Source organism: Streptomyces griseorubiginosus (assembly GCF_001514195.1).
GTDB classification, from domain to species: Bacteria; Actinomycetota; Actinomycetes; order Streptomycetales; family Streptomycetaceae; genus Streptomyces; species Streptomyces griseorubiginosus.
On record NZ_KQ948734.1, the window covers coordinates 243542 to 264355 of the forward strand.

A 20814-nucleotide genomic window follows, 5' to 3' on the forward strand; every position below is an offset into this window, starting at 1 on the left:
GGGCCCCGCACCTTTCGAGGTGCGGGGCCCGTTCCCGTGTGCGGGGCCGGTGCTCTGAGTTAGCGTGCGAGCAGGGCACTTGTACCGGGGGGACGTATGAACAGGACGACGGCTGCGGTCCGGGTCGCGGCGGTCGCCGCGCTGACGGGACTGGCCGCCTGCACGTCCTCCGGTGCCCCCGAGGGGCCGGAAGCCGGGCACTCCGCCTCGGCCCCCGCCGCCCTCCCCGCCCTGCGCACGGCCGAGCGCTCCACCCAGCAGGCCGGGACGGCCCGGGTGCGGTCCACCACCGTGATGGGCAGTCAGCTCTCCCTGACCGCCGACGGCCTCCTCGCCTGGCGCGACGGGCTCTCCGGCAGCCTCACCCTCCGCTACACCGGCGGCACCGCCGCCACGACCATGCGCGGCCTCGGCGTCACCTCCATGCAGGCCCGCTACCTCCACGACGCCTACTACGCGCGCATGGGCGAGGCCTTCGCCGCCAAGACGGGCGGCAGACACTGGCTCAGATACGGCTACGAGGACCTGAGGAGTCTCGGCGGCGGCGCCGACCTCGCCGAGCAGATGCGCTCCACCACCCCCGATCAGTCGGTGCGGCTGCTGCTGGACTCCGAGGACGTCCGCGCGGTCGGCGAGGAGACCGTGGACGGCCGGTCCACCACCCACTACTCCGGCACCGTCGCGGTCGGTGACATCACCGACGCCGGGCTCCGGCAGCGCCTGCGGAGCGCGGGTGTCACCGGCGAGAGTCTCGACATCTGGATCGACGAGAAGAACCTCCTGGTCAAGAAGGTCGAGAAGAGCAGCACAGCGGGCGGCAAGGTCACCCAGTCCGCCCACTACAGCGACTACGGCGTCAAGGTCGCCGTACGCAGGCCGCCGGCCGCGGACACCCAGGACTTCAAGGCGCTCCTGTCACAGTCAGGCACCAACCCCTCCTGAGCGCCGGAGAATTCACCGACCCCTCCCGTCCCTCTCGGATAGGCTCGCGGTCTTGCTGTGAATCGACCATGTGTTCCTTGGGGGGAATCAATGGGTACCTCTGTACGACGTTCCGCGCGCTGTCGGACCATCGGTGTCGGCCTTGCCGCCGTGGCCCTCGCCTCGGGTGCGGTGAGCTGTTCCAAGGGGAGCGAGGAGTCGCCGGAGATGTCTCCCGCGGCCGCCGTCGCCAAGGCGGCGAAGAACACGGAGGAGATCACCTCCTTCCGCTACCGCATGAAGGGCGAGATGCCCGAGTCCGGGCAGGTCCAGGCCGAGGCCGCCATGCGCACCAAGCCCGACCTCGCGATGAGCATGAAGATGAACGCGGCCGGTCAGGGCTCCGCGGAGATCCGTCTCGTCGACAAGGCCATGTACATCGGGGGCAACCCCGAGCTGGCCAAGGAGATGGACGGCAAGAAGTGGATGAAGTTCGACCTGTCCGCGCTCGGCAAGGACGGCGGCCTCGGCGCTGCCGCTCCCGGCGCCGGCCAGGCCGACCAGAACCCGGCCTCCATGTCCTCCTTCCTCAACGGCGCCAAGGACGTGAAGAAGGTCGGCACCGAGACGGTCGAGGGGGTCAAGACGACCCACTACGCGGGCGACGTCACGCTGGCCGAGCTCAAGGCCTCCTTCAAGGACGCCGACAAGTCGGTGCGTGAGCAGCGCGAGAAGAGCATGGAGCAGCTCGAGAAGCTGGGCCTGGACAAGTTCACGATGGACATGTGGGTCGACGCCCAGCAGCACGCCAAGCAGTTCCGCATGCAGGGCGACGCCACCAAGGGCAAGTTCGACATGACCTTCACCTTCCTCGACTACAACAAGCCCGTCACCGTCGAGGCCCCGCCCGCCAACGAGACGGCGGACCTGGCCCAGATGATGAAGGAACTCCAGAGCAGCTGATCGTCGTAGGACCGGATTTGCTTGACAGGGATCCGGTCACGTACGCTCCTCCAGAAGCCAAAGACCGCTGGTCGTTGTCGTGTCCTCGCGAGAGGGTGCGGTGGCCGAAGGATCCGCTGAGAATCGCGGACGACCCGCGCAGGTGACTGTGGAAGTTGCTCCTGGATCTCGCTGCCTCAGGGTTGCGTGTTCCGGTCGAGCTACGCCCCGTGCGCCTGCGCCGGGGCGTTTCGTTTTGTTCAGCCCCTTCCGAGCGGTCCTCATCACCCGGAAGGAGGCCACGCTTATGGCAAGGCCCGACAAGGCTGCCGCGGTAGCCGAGCTCGCGGACCAGTTCCGCAGCTCGAACGCCGCTGTGCTGACCGAGTACCGGGGTCTCACCGTGGCGCAGCTCAAGACGCTGCGTCGTTCGCTCGGTGAAGACGCCCAGTACGCCGTGGTGAAGAACACGCTGACCAAGATCGCGGCCAACGAGGCCGGGATCTCGACGCTCGACGACCTGTTCAACGGTCCGACGGCGGTTGCCTTCATCACCGGTGACCCGGTGACGTCGGCGAAGGGTCTTCGTGACTTCGCCAAGGACAACCCGAACCTCGTCATCAAGGGCGGTGTCCTTGACGGCAAGGCGCTGTCCGCCGACGAGATCAAGAAGCTTGCGGACCTCGAGTCCCGCGAGGTTCTGCTCGCCAAGCTGGCGGGTGCCTTCAAGGGCAAGCAGACCCAGGCTGCTCAGGTCTTCCAGGCGCTCCCGTCGAAGTTCGTCCGCACCGCGGAGGCGCTTCGTGCCAAGCAGGCCGAGCAGGGCGGTGCCGAGTAACTCGGCTCGCGCATTGATCCGCGCCGTCCGAGGCGCGGGTCGTAGCGGGCCGTAAGTACGCCCGCCGTATCGATACATCCGGCACCAGCCGAAATTAGTGGAAGGATCGCCCCTCATGGCGAAGCTCAGCCAGGAAGACCTGCTCGCGCAGTTCGAGGAGATGACCCTCATCGAGCTCTCCGAGTTCGTGAAGGCCTTCGAGGAGAAGTTCGACGTCACCGCCGCCGCGGCCGTCGCCGTTGCCGCCCCCGCCGCCGGCGGTGCCGCCGGTGGTGCCGAGGCCGCTGAGGAGCAGGACGAGTTCGACGTCATCCTCACGGGTGCCGGCGACAAGAAGATCCAGGTCATCAAGGTCGTGCGTGAGCTGACCTCCCTGGGTCTGAAGGAGGCCAAGGACCTCGTGGACGGCGCCCCGAAGCCCGTTCTCGAGAAGGTCGCCAAGGAGGCCGCCGAGAAGGCTGCCGAGTCCCTCAAGGGCGCCGGCGCCTCGGTCGAGGTCAAGTAACACCCCACAGGTCCCGCTGGGCCTGTAACGCGTAAGCGCCGAGGAGCGATCATCCATCCGGGTGGTCGCTCTTCGGCGTTCCTGGAGGCGCGGTCACGGTTGCCTTGCGACCTCTTGGGCGAGGGGTATGGTGATCTTCGTCGTGTCTCCCGAACCCGGGGTTCGGGCGGGGAGGCCTTGACGAACCGCACGCAGCGCGCAATTCTCAGGACGCGTCGCCAGAACGGTCCGAATCCGAGGCATGGATCGGCGACGAAGAGGGCAGTATCAACGTGCGTTGAGGGCGACATGCCGAGGGCGTTGAGGACTACGAGGGTTTTTGAAGACCGGGCAGAAAAGCGGGGCTGGACATCAGTGCGCCAAGTGGCTACACTGACCCTTTGCGCTGCCTGTTAGCTGTCCCCTGCCCGTCACCAGGGGTCTGCCCTCGCCCCAGCATCGATGATCAGACCATCTCTGACCTGGCCTTCTGGCCAAATCGGCGATAGCTGTCTCTGTGCCGTGGGAGAGGGTCCGGGGAGCGCGTAGTGAGTCCGAGCCCTCGGAAGGACCCCCTCTTGGCCGCCTCGCGCACTGCCTCGACCGCGAATACGAACAACGCCGCCAGCACAGCCCCGCTGCGCATCTCTTTTGCAAAGATCAAGGAGCCTCTCGAGGTTCCCAACCTGCTCGCGCTGCAGACCGAGAGCTTTGACTGGCTGCTCGGGAACACCGCCTGGCAGAGTCGGGTCGAGGAGGCTCTGGAGTCAGGTCAGGACGTCCCCACCAAGTCCGGTCTGGAGGAGATCTTCGAGGAGATCTCCCCGATCGAGGACTTCTCCGGGTCGATGTCGCTGACGTTCCGCGACCACCGTTTCGAGCCGCCGAAGAACAGCATCGACGAGTGCAAGGACCGCGACTTCACGTACGCGGCCCCGCTCTTCGTGACGGCCGAGTTCACCAACAACGAGACCGGCGAGATCAAGTCCCAGACGGTCTTCATGGGCGACTTCCCGCTCATGACCCACAAGGGCACCTTCGTCATCAACGGCACCGAGCGTGTCGTGGTGTCGCAGCTGGTCCGCTCGCCGGGTGTCTACTTCGACTCCTCCATCGACAAGACGTCCGACAAGGACATCTTCTCGGCCAAGATCATCCCGTCCCGGGGTGCCTGGCTGGAGATGGAGATCGACAAGCGCGACATGGTCGGTGTCCGCATCGACCGCAAGCGCAAGCAGTCCGTCACCGTGCTCCTGAAGGCTCTCGGCTGGACCACCGAGCAGATCCTCGAGGAGTTCGGCGAGTACGAGTCGATGCGCGCCACCCTGGAGAAGGACCACACCCAGGGCCAGGACGACGCGCTGCTCGACATCTACCGCAAGCTGCGCCCGGGCGAGCCGCCCACGCGCGAGGCCGCGCAGACGCTTCTGGAGAACCTGTACTTCAACCCGAAGCGCTACGACCTCGCCAAGGTCGGCCGTTACAAGGTCAACAAGAAGCTGGGTGCGGAGGCTCCGCTCGACGCGGGCATCCTGACCGTCGAGGACATCATCTCGACGATCAAGTACCTGGTGAAGCTGCACGCGGGCGAGACCGAGACGGTCGGCGACAGCGGCACGAACATCGTCGTCGAGACCGACGACATCGACCACTTCGGCAACCGTCGTCTGCGCAGCGTCGGCGAGCTCATCCAGAACCAGGTCCGCACGGGTCTGGCCCGTATGGAGCGCGTCGTCCGTGAGCGCATGACGACCCAGGACGTCGAGGCGATCACGCCGCAGACCCTGATCAACATCCGGCCGGTCGTCGCCTCCATCAAGGAGTTCTTCGGCACCAGCCAGCTGTCGCAGTTCATGGACCAGAACAACCCGCTGTCGGGTCTCACCCACAAGCGCCGTCTGTCGGCTCTTGGCCCGGGTGGTCTCTCCCGTGAGCGGGCCGGCTTCGAGGTCCGTGACGTGCACCCCTCGCACTACGGCCGCATGTGCCCGATCGAGACGCCCGAAGGCCCGAACATCGGTCTGATCGGCTCGCTCGCCTCCTACGGCCGCGTCAACGCGTTCGGTTTCGTGGAGACGCCGTACCGCAAGGTCGTCGACGGCCAGGTCACCGACGAGGTGGACTACCTGACGGCCGACGAGGAGGACCGCTTCGTCATCGCGCAGGCCAACGCCACGCTCAACGACGACATGCGGTTCGAGGAGGCCCGGGTCCTGGTCCGCCGTCGTGGCGGAGAGGTCGACTACGTCCCCGGTGACGACGTCGACTACATGGACGTCTCGCCGCGCCAGATGGTGTCGGTCGCGACCGCCATGATCCCGTTCCTCGAGCACGACGACGCCAACCGTGCCCTCATGGGCGCGAACATGATGCGTCAGGCCGTCCCGCTCATCAAGAGCGAGGCCCCGCTCGTCGGCACCGGCATGGAGTACCGCTCCGCCGTCGACGCCGGCGACGTGGTCAAGGCCGAGAAGGCGGGTGTGGTCCAGGAGGTCTCCGCGGACTACATCACCACCGCCAACGACGACGGCACGTACATCACGTACCGCCTGGCCAAGTTCGCCCGCTCCAACCAGGGCACCTCGGTCAACCAGAAGGTCATCATCGACGAGGGCGACCGCGTCATCGAGGGCCAGGTCCTCGCCGACGGCGCGGCCACCGAGAACGGTGAGATGGCGCTGGGCAAGAACCTGCTCGTGGCGTTCATGCCGTGGGAGGGTCACAACTACGAGGACGCGATCATCCTGTCGCAGCGCCTCGTGCAGGACGACGTCCTCTCCTCGATCCACATCGAGGAGCACGAGGTCGACGCCCGTGACACCAAGCTCGGCCCCGAGGAGATCACCCGGGACATCCCGAACGTCTCCGAGGAGGTCCTCGCCGACCTCGACGAGCGCGGCATCATCCGCATCGGTGCCGAGGTCATCGCCGGTGACATCCTCGTCGGCAAGGTCACGCCCAAGGGTGAGACCGAGCTGACGCCGGAGGAGCGCCTGCTGCGCGCGATCTTCGGTGAGAAGGCCCGTGAGGTCCGTGACACCTCGCTGAAGGTGCCGCACGGCGAGACCGGCAAGGTCATCGGCGTCCGCGTCTTCGACCGCGAGGAGGGCGACGAGCTTCCCCCCGGTGTGAACCAGCTGGTGCGCGTGTACGTGGCGCAGAAGCGCAAGATCACCGACGGTGACAAGCTCGCCGGCCGGCACGGCAACAAGGGTGTCATCTCGAAGATCCTGCCGATCGAGGACATGCCGTTCCTGGAGGACGGCACCCCGGTCGACATCATCCTCAACCCGCTGGGTGTCCCGTCCCGAATGAACCCGGGACAGGTCCTGGAGATCCACCTCGGCTGGCTCGCCAGCCGCGGCTGGGACGTCTCCGGCCTCGCCGAGGACTGGGCGCAGCGCCTCCAGGCGATCGGCGCCGACTCCGTCGCCCCCGGCACCAACGTCGCGACCCCGGTCTTCGACGGTGCCCGCGAGGACGAGCTGGCCGGTCTGCTCCAGCACACCATCCCGAACCGGGACGGCGAGCGCATGGTGCAGCCCACCGGCAAGGCGAGGCTGTTCGACGGCCGCTCCGGTGAGCCGTTCCCGGACCCGATCTCGATCGGGTACATGTACATCCTCAAGCTGCACCACCTGGTCGACGACAAGCTGCACGCCCGCTCGACCGGTCCGTACTCGATGATCACCCAGCAGCCGCTGGGTGGTAAGGCCCAGTTCGGTGGCCAGCGCTTCGGTGAGATGGAGGTGTGGGCGCTGGAGGCTTACGGCGCCGCGTACGCCCTCCAGGAGCTGCTGACCATCAAGTCCGACGACGTGACCGGCCGCGTGAAGGTCTACGAGGCCATCGTCAAGGGCGAGAACATTCCCGAGCCCGGCATCCCCGAGTCCTTCAAGGTGCTCATCAAGGAGATGCAGTCCCTGTGCCTCAACGTGGAGGTGCTGTCCTCGGACGGCATGTCCATCGAGATGCGCGACACCGACGAGGACGTCTTCCGCGCTGCGGAAGAGCTCGGCATCGACCTGTCCCGGCGCGAGCCGAGCAGCGTCGAAGAGGTCTGACGGGAGTCCGGCCGGAGGACCTGGTGAGGATCCTCCGGCCGGCCCCAGGACCCCCGTATCAGACCCCGTGACTTACAACCCTGAGAGGGATTGACGCATAGTGCTCGACGTCAACTTCTTCGACGAGCTCCGGATCGGCCTGGCCACCGCTGACGACATCCGTCAGTGGAGCCACGGCGAGGTCAAGAAGCCCGAGACCATCAACTACCGCACCCTCAAGCCCGAAAAGGACGGACTCTTCTGCGAGAAGATCTTCGGTCCGACCCGGGACTGGGAGTGCTACTGCGGCAAGTACAAGCGCGTCCGCTTCAAGGGCATCATCTGTGAGCGCTGCGGCGTCGAGGTCACTCGCGCCAAGGTGCGTCGTGAGCGGATGGGCCACATCGAGCTGGCCGCTCCCGTCACCCACATCTGGTACTTCAAGGGCGTTCCCTCGCGCCTGGGCTACCTGCTCGACCTCGCTCCGAAGGACCTGGAGAAGGTCATCTACTTCGCGGCGTACATGATCACGTACGTCGACGAGGAGCGCCGCACCCGCGACCTGCCCTCCCTGGAGGCGCACGTCTCCGTGGAGCGCCAGCAGGTCGAGAACCGCCGCGACGCCGACCTCGAGGCCCGCGCCAAGAAGCTGGAAAGCGACCTGGCCGAGCTGGAGGCCGAGGGTGCCAAGGCCGACGTGCGCCGCAAGGTGCGCGAGGGTGCCGAGCGTGAGATGAAGCAGCTGCGCGACCGTGCGCAGCGCGAGATCGACCGTCTCGACGAGGTGTGGACCCGCTTCAAGAACCTCAAGGTCCAGGACCTCGAAGGTGACGAGCTGCTCTACCGCGAGCTGCGGGACCGCTTCGGCACCTACTTCGACGGTTCGATGGGTGCCGCGGCGCTGCAGAAGCGCCTGGAGTCCTTCGACCTCGACGAGGAGGCCGAGCGTCTCCGCGAGATCATCCGTACCGGCAAGGGCCAGAAGAAGACCCGTGCGCTCAAGCGCCTCAAGGTCGTCTCCGCGTTCCTCCAGACCAGCAACAGCCCCAAGGGCATGGTGCTGGACTGCGTGCCGGTCATCCCGCCGGACCTTCGCCCGATGGTGCAGCTGGACGGTGGCCGCTTCGCGACCTCCGACCTGAACGACCTGTACCGCCGTGTGATCAACCGCAACAACCGCCTGAAGCGGCTTCTCGACCTCGGCGCGCCCGAGATCATCGTGAACAACGAGAAGCGCATGCTCCAGGAGGCCGTCGACGCGCTCTTCGACAACGGCCGTCGTGGTCGCCCGGTCACGGGCCCCGGCAACCGTCCGCTGAAGTCGCTGTCCGACATGCTCAAGGGCAAGCAGGGCCGCTTCCGTCAGAACCTGCTCGGCAAGCGTGTGGACTACTCCGCGCGTTCCGTGATCGTCGTCGGTCCGCAGCTGAAGCTGCACCAGTGCGGTCTGCCGAAGGCCATGGCGCTGGAGCTCTTCAAGCCGTTCGTGATGAAGCGCCTGGTCGACCTGAACCACGCGCAGAACATCAAGAGCGCCAAGCGCATGGTGGAGCGCGGCCGCACGGTCGTGTACGACGTCCTCGAAGAGGTCATCGCCGAGCACCCGGTTCTGCTGAACCGTGCTCCCACCCTGCACCGCCTCGGCATCCAGGCCTTCGAGCCGCAGCTGGTCGAGGGCAAGGCCATCCAGATCCACCCGCTCGTCTGCACCGCGTTCAACGCGGACTTCGACGGTGACCAGATGGCCGTGCACCTGCCGCTGTCCGCGGAGGCGCAGGCCGAGGCCCGCATCCTGATGCTGTCCTCGAACAACATCCTCAAGCCCGCCGACGGCCGTCCGGTGACGATGCCGACCCAGGACATGGTCCTCGGTCTGTTCTTCCTCACCACCGACGGCGAGCTGCGTGACACCAAGGGCGAGGGCCGCGCGTTCGGCTCCACGGCCGAGGCGATCATGGCGTTCGACGCCGGTGAGCTGGCGCTCCAGTCGCCGGTCGACATCCGCTTCCCGGTGGGCACCATCCCGCCGCGTGGCTGGACGCCGCCGGTGGCTGAGGAGGGCGAGCCGGAGTACCAGACGGGCGACAGCTTCCGGCTGCGCACGACCCTGGGCCGCGCGCTCTTCAACGAGCTGCTGCCCGAGGACTACCCGTTCGTCGACTACTCGGTGGGCAAGAAGCAGCTCTCCGAGATCGTCAACGACCTGGCCGAGCGCTACCCCAAGGTCATCGTGGCGGCGACGCTCGACAACCTGAAGGCGGCCGGCTTCTACTGGGCGACCCGTTCCGGTGTCACCGTGGCCATCTCCGACGTCGTCGTTCCCGAGGCGAAGAAGGAGATCGTCAAGGGCTACGAGGCGCAGGACGAGAAGGTCCAGAAGCAGTACGAGCGCGGTCTGATCACCAAGGAAGAGCGCACTCAGGAGCTCATCGCGATCTGGACCAAGGCGACCAACGAGGTCGCCGAGGCGATGAACGAGAACTTCCCCAAGACGAACCCCATCTTCATGATGGTTGACTCGGGTGCCCGAGGAAACATGATGCAGATGCGGCAGATCGCCGGTATGCGTGGTCTGGTGTCGAACGCCAAGAACGAGACGATCCCGCGTCCCATCAAGGCGTCCTTCCGTGAGGGCCTGTCCGTGCTGGAGTACTTCATCTCCACGCACGGTGCCCGTAAGGGTCTGGCCGACACCGCCCTGCGTACCGCCGACTCGGGTTACCTGACCCGTCGTCTGGTGGACGTCTCGCAGGACGTCATCATCCGCGAGGAGGACTGCGGCACCGACCGCGGCCTCAAGCTCAACATCGCGGAGGTCGGCGCGGACGGCGTGCTGCGCAAGGCGGACGACGTCGAGACGTCCGTGTACGCGCGCTGCCTCGCCGAGGAGATCGTCGTCGACGGCAAGGTGCTGGCCCCGGCCGGTACCGACCTGGGCGACGTGCTCATCGACGAGCTGGTCCGCCACGGTGTCTCCACGGTCAAGACCCGCTCGGTCCTGACCTGCGAGTCCGCCGTCGGCACCTGCGCCATGTGCTACGGCCGCTCGCTGGCCACCGGCAAGCTGGTCGACATCGGTGAGGCGGTCGGCATCATCGCCGCCCAGTCCATCGGTGAGCCCGGTACCCAGCTGACGATGCGTACCTTCCACACCGGTGGTGTGGCCGGTGACGACATCACCCAGGGTCTGCCGCGTGTCGTCGAGCTCTTCGAGGCCCGTACCCCGAAGGGTGTCGCCCCGATCTCCGAGGCCCAGGGCCGCGTGCGGATCGAGGAGACCGAGAAGACCAAGAAGATCGTCATCACGCCGGACGACGGCAGCGACGAGACGGCGTTCCCGATCTCGAAGCGCGCGCGTCTTCTGGTCAGCGAGGGCGAGCACGTCGAGGTGGGCCAGAAGCTCACCGTGGGTGCCACCAACCCGCACGACGTGCTGCGCATCCTGGGCCAGCGTGCCGTCCAGGTCCACCTGGTCGGCGAGGTCCAGAAGGTCTACAACTCGCAGGGTGTGTCGATCCACGACAAGCACATCGAGATCATCATCCGGCAGATGCTGCGCCGCGTGACGATCATCGAGTCCGGCGACGCCGAGCTGCTGCCCGGCGAGCTGGTCGAGCGCTCGAAGTTCGAGACCGAGAACCGTCGTGTGGTCCAGGAGGGCGGTCACCCGGCCTCCGGTCGTCCGCAGCTGATGGGTATCACCAAGGCCTCGCTGGCGACGGAATCCTGGCTGTCGGCCGCCTCCTTCCAGGAGACGACCCGAGTCCTGACGGACGCGGCGATCAACGCCAAGTCCGACAGCCTCATCGGCCTCAAGGAGAACGTCATCATCGGTAAGCTCATCCCGGCCGGTACGGGTCTGTCCCGCTACCGCAACATCCGGGTGGAGCCGACCGAGGAGGCCAAGGCCGCGATGTACTCGGCCGTCGGCTACGACGACATCGACTACTCGCCGTTCGGCACGGGGTCCGGCCAGGCTGTTCCGCTGGAGGACTACGACTACGGGCCGTACAACCAGTAAGCGAGTCCCTTGTTGAAGGGCGGTCACCCTTTGGGGTGGCCGCCCTTCGGCGTGGACGGGGGCCGTCTCTGCGGAACCTGTCCCGGTATCGCAGCGTTGGAGCATCATGGAGGCATTCGACCTCTCAGGGGGTGCTCCGTGTCGCAACCGTCGTGGCAGTCGTGGCAGGACAAGGACGAGTGGCCGTCAGGGCCGGGCAGAGACGCTCCGGCGGACGTTCCGGCCGCCCGGCCCTGGACCGGTGCGCGCGGCCCTGTGGCGAGGCCCTGGCCCGGGTACGCGGCCCCGCACCCCGGCACCTCGGCGTATCCCGGTGCCTCCGCCATGCTCGCCTCCCATGCCGACCGTGAGCGGGCCGTGGACGTATTGCGGGCCGGGTACGGCGAGGGGCGGCTGGAGAAGGGCGAGTTCGACAAGCGGGTGGAGCGGGCGTACGCGGCGCGGACCGTGGGGGAGCTGGCGCTGCTCGTGTCCGATCTGCCGCTCGGGCCCGTGCCGCAGCCGGCGCCTTTCACCGCCGTACCCCGGACGTTCATGCCGACTCCGCGGCCGCGGGCGAACGGGAAGGCGGTCGGAGCCGCGGTGTGCGGGCTGCTGTGCGTGCCGACGATCGGGTTCACCGGTATCCCCGCGGTGATCCTCGGGCATGCGGCGCGCGCCGAGATGGAGCGGACGGGGGAGAGCGGCGACGGGCTCGCGCTGATCGGGCTGGTGCTGGGCTGGCTCTCGGTCGCCGCGTGGTCGGTGCTGGTGACGCTGATGGTGGCGGTGGGGCTTGCCTCCGGGTGAGCGACCTTGGCGTGGGCGGTGGGGCTCGCCTGCGGGTGGTTTGGGTGGGGGCGGTGCCGGGGACCTGGTGGTGATGGCGCCTGCGGGTGGGGCCGGGCGGCGGTTTGCTTGCGAGTGGTCCTCAGGGGGACCGTGGCCTTGCCTCCCGGGTCCTGGCCATGGGGGTAGCTCACCCGCAGTCGACACCACCGCCCCCGCCGAGGCTTGCTCGTGCGGTCCTGGCGGTGGCGGTAGCTCCGTCCCGGCGGCCCCGGCGGCCCCGGCGGCCCCGGCGGCCCCGGCGGCCCCGGCGGCCCCCGCGGGAGCGGTCGGCTCGGCTGTGGGTGGGGGTCTGGCGGGGGACCGGTCTCGCCTCCGGGTGGGCTTGGCGGGGGCTGGTCTCGCCCCCGGGTGAGGCATGCCGGGCTGTGCCTTCACATGTGCGGATTGTGAAATCGAAGATCGTCCGCGGCGTAGGGGCTTGACATGGAGTGCATAACGATGCGGCCCGACCCCATTTGTTTTGACCGCAGCGAATGAGCTAGGTACGCTCAGACCTTGTGCCTGGGGTGTGCCCTGGCTCTCGTGCGTGCCTTCAACCGCATCGCGAGCTGTGAGCGGCCACCGTAATCTGTGCTCTTTTCGCCTTGCGGCGGGAGTCCGCCGGATTCGACACACCCGACCGCGTGGGTCGGCGACGTTCCAGGTTAGCTTCACCATTCGGCACACAGAAACCGGAGAAGTAGTGCCTACGATCCAGCAGCTGGTCCGCAAGGGCCGGCAGGACAAGGTCGAGAAGAACAAGACGCCCGCACTCGAGGGTTCCCCTCAGCGTCGCGGCGTCTGCACGCGTGTGTTCACGACCACCCCGAAGAAGCCGAACTCGGCCCTGCGTAAGGTCGCGCGTGTGCGTCTGACCAGCGGGATCGAGGTCACCGCTTACATTCCGGGTGAGGGACACAACCTGCAGGAGCACTCCATCGTGCTCGTGCGCGGCGGCCGTGTGAAGGACCTGCCCGGTGTTCGCTACAAGATCATCCGCGGCTCCCTTGACACCCAGGGTGTCAAGAACCGCAAGCAGGCCCGCAGCCGCTACGGCGCCAAGAAGGAGAAGTAAGAATGCCTCGTAAGGGCCCCGCCCCGAAGCGCCCGGTCATCATCGACCCGGTCTACGGTTCTCCTCTTGTCACGTCGCTCATCAACAAGGTGCTGCTGAACGGCAAGCGCTCCACCGCCGAGCGCATCGTGTACGGCGCCATGGAGGGCCTGCGCGAGAAGACCAGCAACGACCCGGTCATCACGCTGAAGCGCGCGCTGGAGAACATCAAGCCCACGCTTGAGGTCAAGTCCCGCCGTGTCGGTGGCGCCACCTACCAGGTGCCGGTCGAGGTCAAGCCCGGCCGCGCCAACACCCTGGCGCTGCGCTGGCTGGTCGGTTACTCCCGCGCCCGTCGCGAGAAGACCATGACCGAGCGTCTGCTCAACGAGCTTCTCGACGCTTCGAACGGCCTCGGTGCGGCCGTCAAGAAGCGCGAGGACACCCACAAGATGGCCGAGTCCAACAAGGCCTTCGCGCACTACCGCTGGTAGTCGCAGACCCCATCGAGACCGAGAGAAGACCGAAGCCTTATGGCTACCACTTCACTTGACCTGGCCAAGGTCCGCAACATCGGGATCATGGCCCACATCGACGCGGGCAAGACGACCACCACCGAGCGGATCCTCTTCTACACCGGCGTCAGCTACAAGATCGGTGAGGTCCACGACGGCGCCGCCACCATGGACTGGATGGAGCAGGAGCAGGAGCGTGGCATCACGATCACCTCTGCTGCCACCACCTGTCACTGGCCGCTCGAGGACAACGACTACACGATCAACATCATCGACACCCCCGGGCACGTCGACTTCACGGTCGAGGTGGAGCGTTCGCTCCGCGTCCTCGACGGTGCCGTCACGGTGTTCGACGGTGTCGCGGGTGTGGAGCCGCAGTCCGAGACGGTGTGGCGTCAGGCCGACCGTTACGGTGTGCCGCGCATCTGCTTCGTGAACAAGCTGGACCGTACCGGCGCCGAGTTCCACCGCTGCGTGGACATGATCTCGGACCGTCTGGGTGCCGTCCCGCTCGTCATGCAGCTGCCGATCGGCGCCGAGATGGACTTCAAGGGCGTTGTGGACCTGGTCCGCATGAAGGCGCTCGTGTGGTCCGCCGAGGCGGCGAAGGGCGAGATGTACGACGTCGTCGACATCCCGGCCACGCACACCGAGGCCGCCGAGGAGTACCGCGGCAAGCTGGTCGAGGCCGTCGCCGAGAACGACGACGAGATCATGGAGCTGTTCCTGGAGGGCCAGGAGCCCACCGAGGAGCAGCTGTACGCCGCGATCCGTCGCATCACCATCGCGTCCGGCAAGTCCGACGGCGTCACCGTCACCCCGGTGTTCTGTGGCACCGCGTTCAAGAACAAGGGCGTCCAGCCCCTGCTCGACGCGGTCGTGCGCTACCTGCCGACCCCGCTCGACGTCGAGGCCATCGAGGGCCACGACGTCAAGGACCCCGAGGTCGTCGTCAAGCGCAAGCCGTCCGACGACGAGCCGCTGTCCGCGCTGGCGTTCAAGATCATGAGCGACCCGCACCTCGGCAAGCTCACCTTCGTCCGGATCTACTCCGGTCGCCTGGAGTCCGGCTCCGCCGTGCTGAACTCCGTCAAGGGCAAGAAGGAGCGCATCGGCAAGATCTACCGCATGCACGCGAACAAGCGTGAGGAGATCGAGTCGGTGGGCGCCGGCGACATCGTCGCCGTCATGGGCCTGAAGCAGACCACCACCGGTGAGACGCTGTCCGACGACAAGAACCCGGTGATCCTGGAGTCCATGGACTTCCCGGCGCCGGTCATCCAGGTCGCCATCGAGCCCAAGTCCAAGGGTGACCAGGAGAAGCTGGGTGTCGCCATCCAGCGTCTCGCGGAGGAGGACCCCTCCTTCCAGGTCCACTCGGACGAGGAGACCGGCCAGACCATCATCGGTGGTATGGGCGAGCTGCACCTCGAGGTGCTGGTCGACCGTATGCGCCGTGAGTTCAAGGTCGAGGCCAACGTAGGCAAGCCGCAGGTCGCGTACCGCGAGACGATCCGCAAGGCCGTCGAGCGCGTGGACTACACCCACAAGAAGCAGACCGGTGGTACCGGTCAGTTCGCCAAGGTGCAGATCGCGATCGAGCCCATCGAGGGCGGCGACGCCTCGTACGAGTTCGTGAACAAGGTCACCGGTGGCCGTATCCCGAAGGAGTACATCCCTTCGGTGGACGCCGGTGCGCAGGAGGCCATGCAGTTCGGCATCCTGGCGGGCTACGAGATGACGGGCGTCCGCGTCACGCTCATCGACGGTGCCTACCACGAGGTCGACTCCTCCGAGCTCGCGTTCAAGATCGCCGGCTCGCAGGCCTTCAAGGAGGCCGCGCGCAAGGCGTCCCCCGTGCTGCTCGAGCCGATGATGGCCGTCGAGGTCACCACGCCCGAGGACTACATGGGTGAGGTCATCGGCGACATCAACTCCCGCCGTGGTCAGATCCAGGCCATGGAGGAGCGGGCCGGTGCCCGCGTCGTGAAGGGCCTCGTGCCCCTCTCGGAGATGTTCGGCTACGTCGGAGACCTCCGCAGCAAGACGTCGGGTCGCGCAAGCTACTCGATGCAGTTCGACTCCTACGCCGAGGTTCCGCGGAACGTCGCCGAGGAGATCATCGCGAAGGCCAAGGGCGAGTAACGCACCGCGTTCGCACGCTTTAGGCTTGACTCCGGAGCCCGGAGGGGCATTCACCCGCATTTGTGGGGGAGTGCCCCCGGGCCGAGGCTTTCCAGCAAAGATCACCTGGCGCCGATGAAGCAAGGCGTTCAGAACCACTCCACAGGAGGACCCCGTGGCGAAGGCGAAGTTCGAGCGGACTAAGCCCCACGTCAACATCGGCACCATCGGTCACATCGACCACGGTAAGACGACCCTCACGGCCGCCATTACCAAGGTGCTGCACGACGCGTACCCGGACCTGAACGAGGCCTCGGCCTTCGACCAGATCGACAAGGCTCCCGAGGAGCGCCAGCGCGGTATCACCATCTCCATCGCGCACGTCGAGTACCAGACCGAGACGCGTCACTACGCCCACGTCGACTGCCCCGGTCACGCGGACTACATCAAGAACATGATCACCGGTGCTGCCCAGATGGACGGCGCCATCCTCGTGGTCGCCGCCACCGACGGCCCGATGCCGCAGACCAAGGAGCACGTGCTCCTGGCCCGCCAGGTCGGCGTTCCGTACATCGTCGTCGCCCTGAACAAGGCCGACATGGTGGACGACGAGGAGATCCTGGAGCTCGTCGAGCTCGAGGTGCGTGAGCTCCTCTCCGAGTACGAGTTCCCGGGCGACGACGTTCCCGTCGTCAAGGTCTCGGCGCTCAAGGCTCTCGAGGGCGACAAGGAGTGGGGCCAGTCGGTCCTGGACCTGATGGCCGCCGTCGACGAGGCGATCCCGCAGCCCGAGCGTGACGTCGACAAGCCGTTCCTGATGCCGATCGAGGACGTCTTCACGATCACCGGTCGTGGCACCGTCGTCACCGGTCGTATCGAGCGTGGTGTCCTCAAGGTCAACGAGACCGTCGACATCATCGGCATCAAGACCGAGAAGACCACCACCACGGTCACCGGCATCGAGATGTTCCGCAAGCTGCTCGACGAGGGCCAGGCCGGTGAGAACGTCGGTCTGCTGCTCCGTGGCATCAAGCGCGAGGACGTCGAGCGCGGCCAGGTCATCATCAAGCCGGGTTCGGTCACGCCGCACACCCAGTTCGAGGCCCAGGCCTACATCCTCTCCAAGGACGAGGGTGGCCGCCACACGCCGTTCTTCAACAACTACCGTCCGCAGTTCTACTTCCGTACGACGGACGTGACCGGCGTGGTGACCCTCCCCGAGGGCACCGAGATGGTCATGCCGGGTGACAACACCGAGATGAAGGTGGAGCTCATCCAGCCCGTCGCCATGGAAGAGGGCCTGAAGTTCGCCATCCGTGAGGGTGGCCGGACGGTCGGCGCCGGCCAGGTCACCAAGATCACCGCCTGATCTTGACCTGACAGGTCTCCGAGACCTCGGTCTCTGAAGGGGCCCGTACGACTTCGGTCGTACGGGCCCCTTCGCTTGTCCGGCGGCATGTCCGGGGGTTGCATGCGGAGCGGGTGAAGAGTCGGCCAACTCTGCGGGACGTTCCTGGGATGCTTCGGCCAACTCCCCGCCGAGGGTGCCCCGAATGTTCCTGTCTGCTCACTGTGGGGTGGTTGTGGCGGTCGTAGCCTGAGGCGTCCGGTCGCCGCTCCGGCCCGGACTCGGCCGAGAGGACGGACGGACCCGCAGGTGTCGATGCAGGATGCGCAGCGCAGAACGTCGATACCCCGACGGGTCCTGAGCGGCCTGCACCAGCCGCTTCCGCCGGGCACCGCGTCGGTGCGGTCCACCACCCGTGCCACCCCGCGTGCCGCCGTCGTACGCGACCGCGCCAGCCGTCGGCTCTACGCCATCGACGGCATCCGGCTCCTGGCCGCCCTCATGGTCGCCGTGCACCATTACGCCGGCACCAACCGGGTGGACCAGCCCGGCAACCGCGTCTGGGACCGGCCGGTGTCCGACATCATGCCGACGGTCTTCCGGTTCGCCTCCTACGGCTGGATCGGCGTCGAGATCTTCTTCGTGATCAGCGGCTTCGTGATCTGCATGTCGTGCTGGGGCCGCAGTCCGCGCCAGTTCTTCGTGTCCCGGGTGATCCGCCTCTACCCCGCGTACTGGTTCGCCGTCGCCTTCACCACCGTCGTGCTGACGCTGCTGCCCGGCGTCTGGGACCGCCTGCGCACCCGGGACGTCCTCCTCAACGTCACGATGCTCCAGTCCGGTTCGGGCGTCATGAACGTCGACGGCGTCTACTGGACCCTGTGGTCGGAGCTCCGCTTCTATCTGCTCTTCCTGGTCGTGGTGTGGACGGGTCTGACGTACCGCAAGGTCGTCGTCTTCTGCTGTGTCTGGGGCGCGGCGGCGATGCTCGCCCCGATCTCGAAGCTCCCCCTGCTCGAACTGGTCGCCAACCCGGAGGGCGCCTGGTACTTCATCGCCGGCCTCGCCCTGTACCTGATGCACCGCTTCGGCCAGGACCTGCTGCTGTGGGGCATCCTCGCGATGGCCTGGCTGATGGGCCAGCGCGAACTGGGCATCAGGATCGACGAGGTCGAGCACGTGTCGGGGTGGCGGGGGAGTGTCCTGATCTTCACGGTATTCCTGCTGGCCATGGTCGCCATCGCCCTCGGCGCCACGGACCGCGTCCGCGGCAGGTGGCTGGTGACGGCGGGCGCGCTGACGTATCCGCTGTACCTCATGCACTACGCGGCCGGTACGACACTGATCAACCGCCTCCGCGACACGATGGACGCCCGTCTGCTGGTCGTCTCCGTCATCGCCGGGTTCATGCTGCTGAGCTGGCTGGTGCACCGGTTCGTGGAGCGGCCGGTGGCGGGGTTGCTGAAGCGGGGGCTGGATACGTCGTTCGCGCGGTTGCGGAATGCGAGTGGCTGACATCCGTAGGACGGCCCTCTGTTCTGAGTACGAACGCTCATGCGGCCCGATGGGTCCGAGCGCTGTGATGGACCCATGCCGGACCTCACACTCCACGACGACCGCGCGACCGGAGCCTGGGTCGCCCCGCTGGTCTCGACGCTTCTGACCCTGCCCGCGTGTGTGCTCGTCTACTTCATCGGCGGCTTCTCGGCGATGGCCTGCGACTCCTGCACGGCCCCCGAAGCCGACCGCTTCGACTCGACCTTCGGTGTCGCCTTCCCGGTGCTGCTCGGGGGACTGGGCCTCGCGCTGTTCCTGCTCGCGGCGAGCTGGGCCCTGCCGTGGGAGCGCCGAAGCACGGCCCGCCGGGTGGGGTTCGCGCTGGCGGCGCCGGTGCTGGTGGCGGTGGTGTACGTCGTGTTCGCGGTGTTGGTGGACTGGCCCTAGTCACGCCATGGCGGGTCGCTGGGGCGAGGTGGATCGGTGTTTGCCCCGGGGTTCCTGGAAGGCCTTAATCACGCGTGGGGACGGTCGGTGGGTCACCGGCACGTGACGGACCCCGTTTCGGTGGCCGGGGTCGTCGCATCGGCCCGGTCGCCAGCATCCCCGGCTGCCCTCTACGTCCCCAAGCTCCCGGCCACCGGCCGCGCCTTCCACACGCCGCCCTCCGCCTGGGCCGCCTCCACCGCCGCAGTGCAGCTCCCGGTGGTCGCCGGTCCGCTGAGTGGAACAGGACACGACACCCGGCTCGGAGCGCAGCAGGCTGCGTACCGCAACGTCCAGCGAGAGAGCCGGAGAAGACGGATGTCCAAACGACGTGGCCTGTTGGCGCTTCTCACCGCCGGGTTCGCGATGCTGACCATCGCCTCGGTCAGCACCCCCGCGCAGGCGGCGGGGTTCACCCCGATCAACGTCTGGAAGTCGAGCCACTGCCTCGACAACGCGACCGAGAACTCGTCGAAGCTCCACATGTGGAAGTGCACCGGCGGTCCCGAGCAGAAATGGCTGGAGGGGTTCAACACCACGACCGGCTACTTCACCTTCACCAACCAGAACACGGGACGGTGCATCACCGCGCCCGCCTCGGGCACCGGGACGGTCACCGTGCAGTTCTGCAACGCCGCCGCGGCCAACCAGCAGTGGCGGGTGTACTTCGCCGACAACCCGGAGGGTCCGCCCTCGGGCTGGTACGACGTCTGGCAGAACGTGTCGAGCGGGTTCTGTCTGTCGACGCCGAGCGTGGCCAACGGCACGCTCCTTCAGACGACCCCCTGTGATCCTTCCGACCAGTACGACCGCTGGCACACCCAGTAGGAGGAGTCCACTAGGAGGGGCGGTGTTCAGCGGTGGCCCAGTGCCCCGCTGATCGCCGCCCCCGCGCGCCGTGCCGCGTCGGCGAGCCGTTCCAGGTGGTGCGACGGGTCGGTCAGCACGCTCAGCGCCGCTATCGGCGCACGGTCCGTGCCGTACAGCGGCACGGCCGCACAGCACACTCCCTCCAGTACCCGCTCGCGGTCGAAGGCGACGCCCAGGTCCCGTATCGCCTCCGCCTCGCGCTGCCAGACGGCGGGCAGCGGGCCCAGCGGAAGTCCGGGACGGGCTCCGGCGAGCAGGACCTTTCCGGCCGCCGTGTACCAGGGCCAGGTCGCCTCGGTGTCCGGCGCGCCGATGGACGAGGACGGGCCGGGCGTCCAGTCCAGGACCAGGGTCTGGCCCTGCCAGAGAACACTGAGGCCGACCGCCATGCCGGTGGCGGCGGCCAGCCGTCTCGCCGGTTCGCGCGCGGCCGTCCGCAGGCCGGGCAGCGGCTGCCAGCGCCGCCCCAGCTGGTACACGCGCGGGCCGATCCCGTAGCCGACGCCGCTGCGCTGCACCGCACCGAGCTCGATCAGCTGCTCCAGCAGCCGGTACGCGGTCGTCTTGGGCAGCCCGCACTCCGCCGCCAGCCTGGTCAGCCTCGCCCCCTCGGCCCGCTCCACCGCTCTCAGCAGCGCGAACGCGCCCTCCAGCACGCCACGCCCGCCGGCCCCGGTCATGGGCGCGGGTGTGGACACCGATGTCGCCTGGTTCATCGGCGGATCCCCCGTTTTCTCCGTGGTCGAGCGCCTCCCGCTCCCCCGTGGCGGGAGGCGCTCGACCAGGGTGGGGGGCGGGTCTGGGGCGGGAGGTTGCCGAAAGGTTGTCGCGCCGCGTTCTCCCGCGGGCATTCTGTGAACA

The 20814-nt window shown here is 67.4% G+C and carries 15 protein-coding genes; 14 read left to right on the top strand and 1 reads right to left on the bottom strand.

Translation table 11 applies throughout. The annotated features are described in order from the left end of the window. Nucleotides 1-96 precede the first annotated feature (96 nt). The 14 genes from AQJ54_RS01175 to AQJ54_RS01240 all read left to right on the top strand — a co-directional run bounded on the left by AQJ54_RS01175 (nucleotide 97) and on the right by AQJ54_RS01240 (nucleotide 19911). Nucleotides 97-942, top strand: a complete 846-nt coding sequence (locus AQJ54_RS01175) for an SCO4651 family lipoprotein (RefSeq protein ID WP_062233010.1) — start codon at nucleotides 97-99, stop codon at nucleotides 940-942. A 90-nt stretch (nucleotides 943-1032) separates the two neighbouring features. Further along, nucleotides 1033-1884, top strand: a complete 852-nt coding sequence (locus AQJ54_RS01180; RefSeq protein ID WP_062023367.1) for an SCO4651 family lipoprotein — start codon at nucleotides 1033-1035, stop codon at nucleotides 1882-1884. A 286-nt stretch (nucleotides 1885-2170) separates the two neighbouring features. Further along, nucleotides 2171-2701: a 50S ribosomal protein L10 gene (gene rplJ, locus AQJ54_RS01185; RefSeq protein WP_020135822.1), complete on the top strand. Its 531-nt coding sequence runs from the start codon at nucleotides 2171-2173 to the stop codon at nucleotides 2699-2701. 115 nt (nucleotides 2702-2816) lie between these two features. After that, a complete protein-coding gene (rplL, locus tag AQJ54_RS01190; RefSeq protein WP_062023368.1) occupies nucleotides 2817-3206 on the top strand; it encodes a 50S ribosomal protein L7/L12 in 390 nt (129 codons plus the stop codon). Nucleotides 3207-3763: 557 nt separating this feature from the next. Next, the gene (rpoB, locus tag AQJ54_RS01195; RefSeq protein WP_062023372.1) at nucleotides 3764-7249 is read left to right on the top strand and encodes a DNA-directed RNA polymerase subunit beta; all 3486 of its coding nucleotides are present in this window, start codon (nucleotides 3764-3766) and stop codon (nucleotides 7247-7249) included. A gap of 100 nt (nucleotides 7250-7349) precedes the next feature. Continuing rightward, nucleotides 7350-11249, top strand: a complete 3900-nt coding sequence (locus tag AQJ54_RS01200; RefSeq protein ID WP_062233013.1) for a DNA-directed RNA polymerase subunit beta' — start codon at nucleotides 7350-7352, stop codon at nucleotides 11247-11249. A 138-nt stretch (nucleotides 11250-11387) separates the two neighbouring features. Continuing rightward, nucleotides 11388-12038, top strand: coding sequence for a DUF1707 and DUF4190 domain-containing protein (locus AQJ54_RS01205; protein WP_428843769.1), 651 nt, complete (start codon nucleotides 11388-11390; stop codon nucleotides 12036-12038). A gap of 724 nt (nucleotides 12039-12762) precedes the next feature. Then, nucleotides 12763-13134 (top strand): 30S ribosomal protein S12, encoded by a 372-nt coding sequence (rpsL, locus tag AQJ54_RS01210; RefSeq protein ID WP_003948652.1) that lies wholly within the window; start codon nucleotides 12763-12765, stop codon nucleotides 13132-13134. 2 nt (nucleotides 13135-13136) lie between these two features. Further along, nucleotides 13137-13607: a 30S ribosomal protein S7 gene (rpsG, locus tag AQJ54_RS01215; RefSeq protein WP_007384059.1), complete on the top strand. Its 471-nt coding sequence runs from the start codon at nucleotides 13137-13139 to the stop codon at nucleotides 13605-13607. 39 nt (nucleotides 13608-13646) lie between these two features. Then, nucleotides 13647-15773 (top strand): elongation factor G, encoded by a 2127-nt coding sequence (fusA, locus tag AQJ54_RS01220; RefSeq protein WP_030317328.1) that lies wholly within the window; start codon nucleotides 13647-13649, stop codon nucleotides 15771-15773. 154 nt (nucleotides 15774-15927) lie between these two features. Next, on the top strand, nucleotides 15928-17121 hold the full coding sequence (gene tuf, locus AQJ54_RS01225; RefSeq protein ID WP_007384061.1) for an elongation factor Tu: 1194 nt from the start codon (nucleotides 15928-15930) through the stop codon (nucleotides 17119-17121). Between the two features lie 288 nt (nucleotides 17122-17409). Then, nucleotides 17410-18615 (top strand): acyltransferase family protein, encoded by a 1206-nt coding sequence (locus AQJ54_RS01230; protein ID WP_107120990.1) that lies wholly within the window; start codon nucleotides 17410-17412, stop codon nucleotides 18613-18615. A 75-nt stretch (nucleotides 18616-18690) separates the two neighbouring features. Continuing rightward, nucleotides 18691-19044, top strand: a complete 354-nt coding sequence (locus tag AQJ54_RS01235) for a hypothetical protein (protein WP_062023374.1) — start codon at nucleotides 18691-18693, stop codon at nucleotides 19042-19044. Between the two features lie 357 nt (nucleotides 19045-19401). Beyond that, nucleotides 19402-19911 carry an RICIN domain-containing protein gene (locus tag AQJ54_RS01240; RefSeq protein ID WP_062023375.1) on the top strand — a complete coding sequence of 170 codons (510 nt, stop codon included), beginning with the start codon at nucleotides 19402-19404 and terminating at the stop codon, nucleotides 19909-19911. A 26-nt stretch (nucleotides 19912-19937) separates the two neighbouring features. Here the strand turns inward: AQJ54_RS01240 and AQJ54_RS01245 are convergent, their stop codons facing one another. Beyond that, nucleotides 19938-20669: an IclR family transcriptional regulator gene (locus AQJ54_RS01245; protein ID WP_248844877.1), complete on the bottom strand. Its 732-nt coding sequence runs from the start codon at nucleotides 20667-20669 to the stop codon at nucleotides 19938-19940. Between the last annotated feature and the right edge of the window lie 145 nt (nucleotides 20670-20814).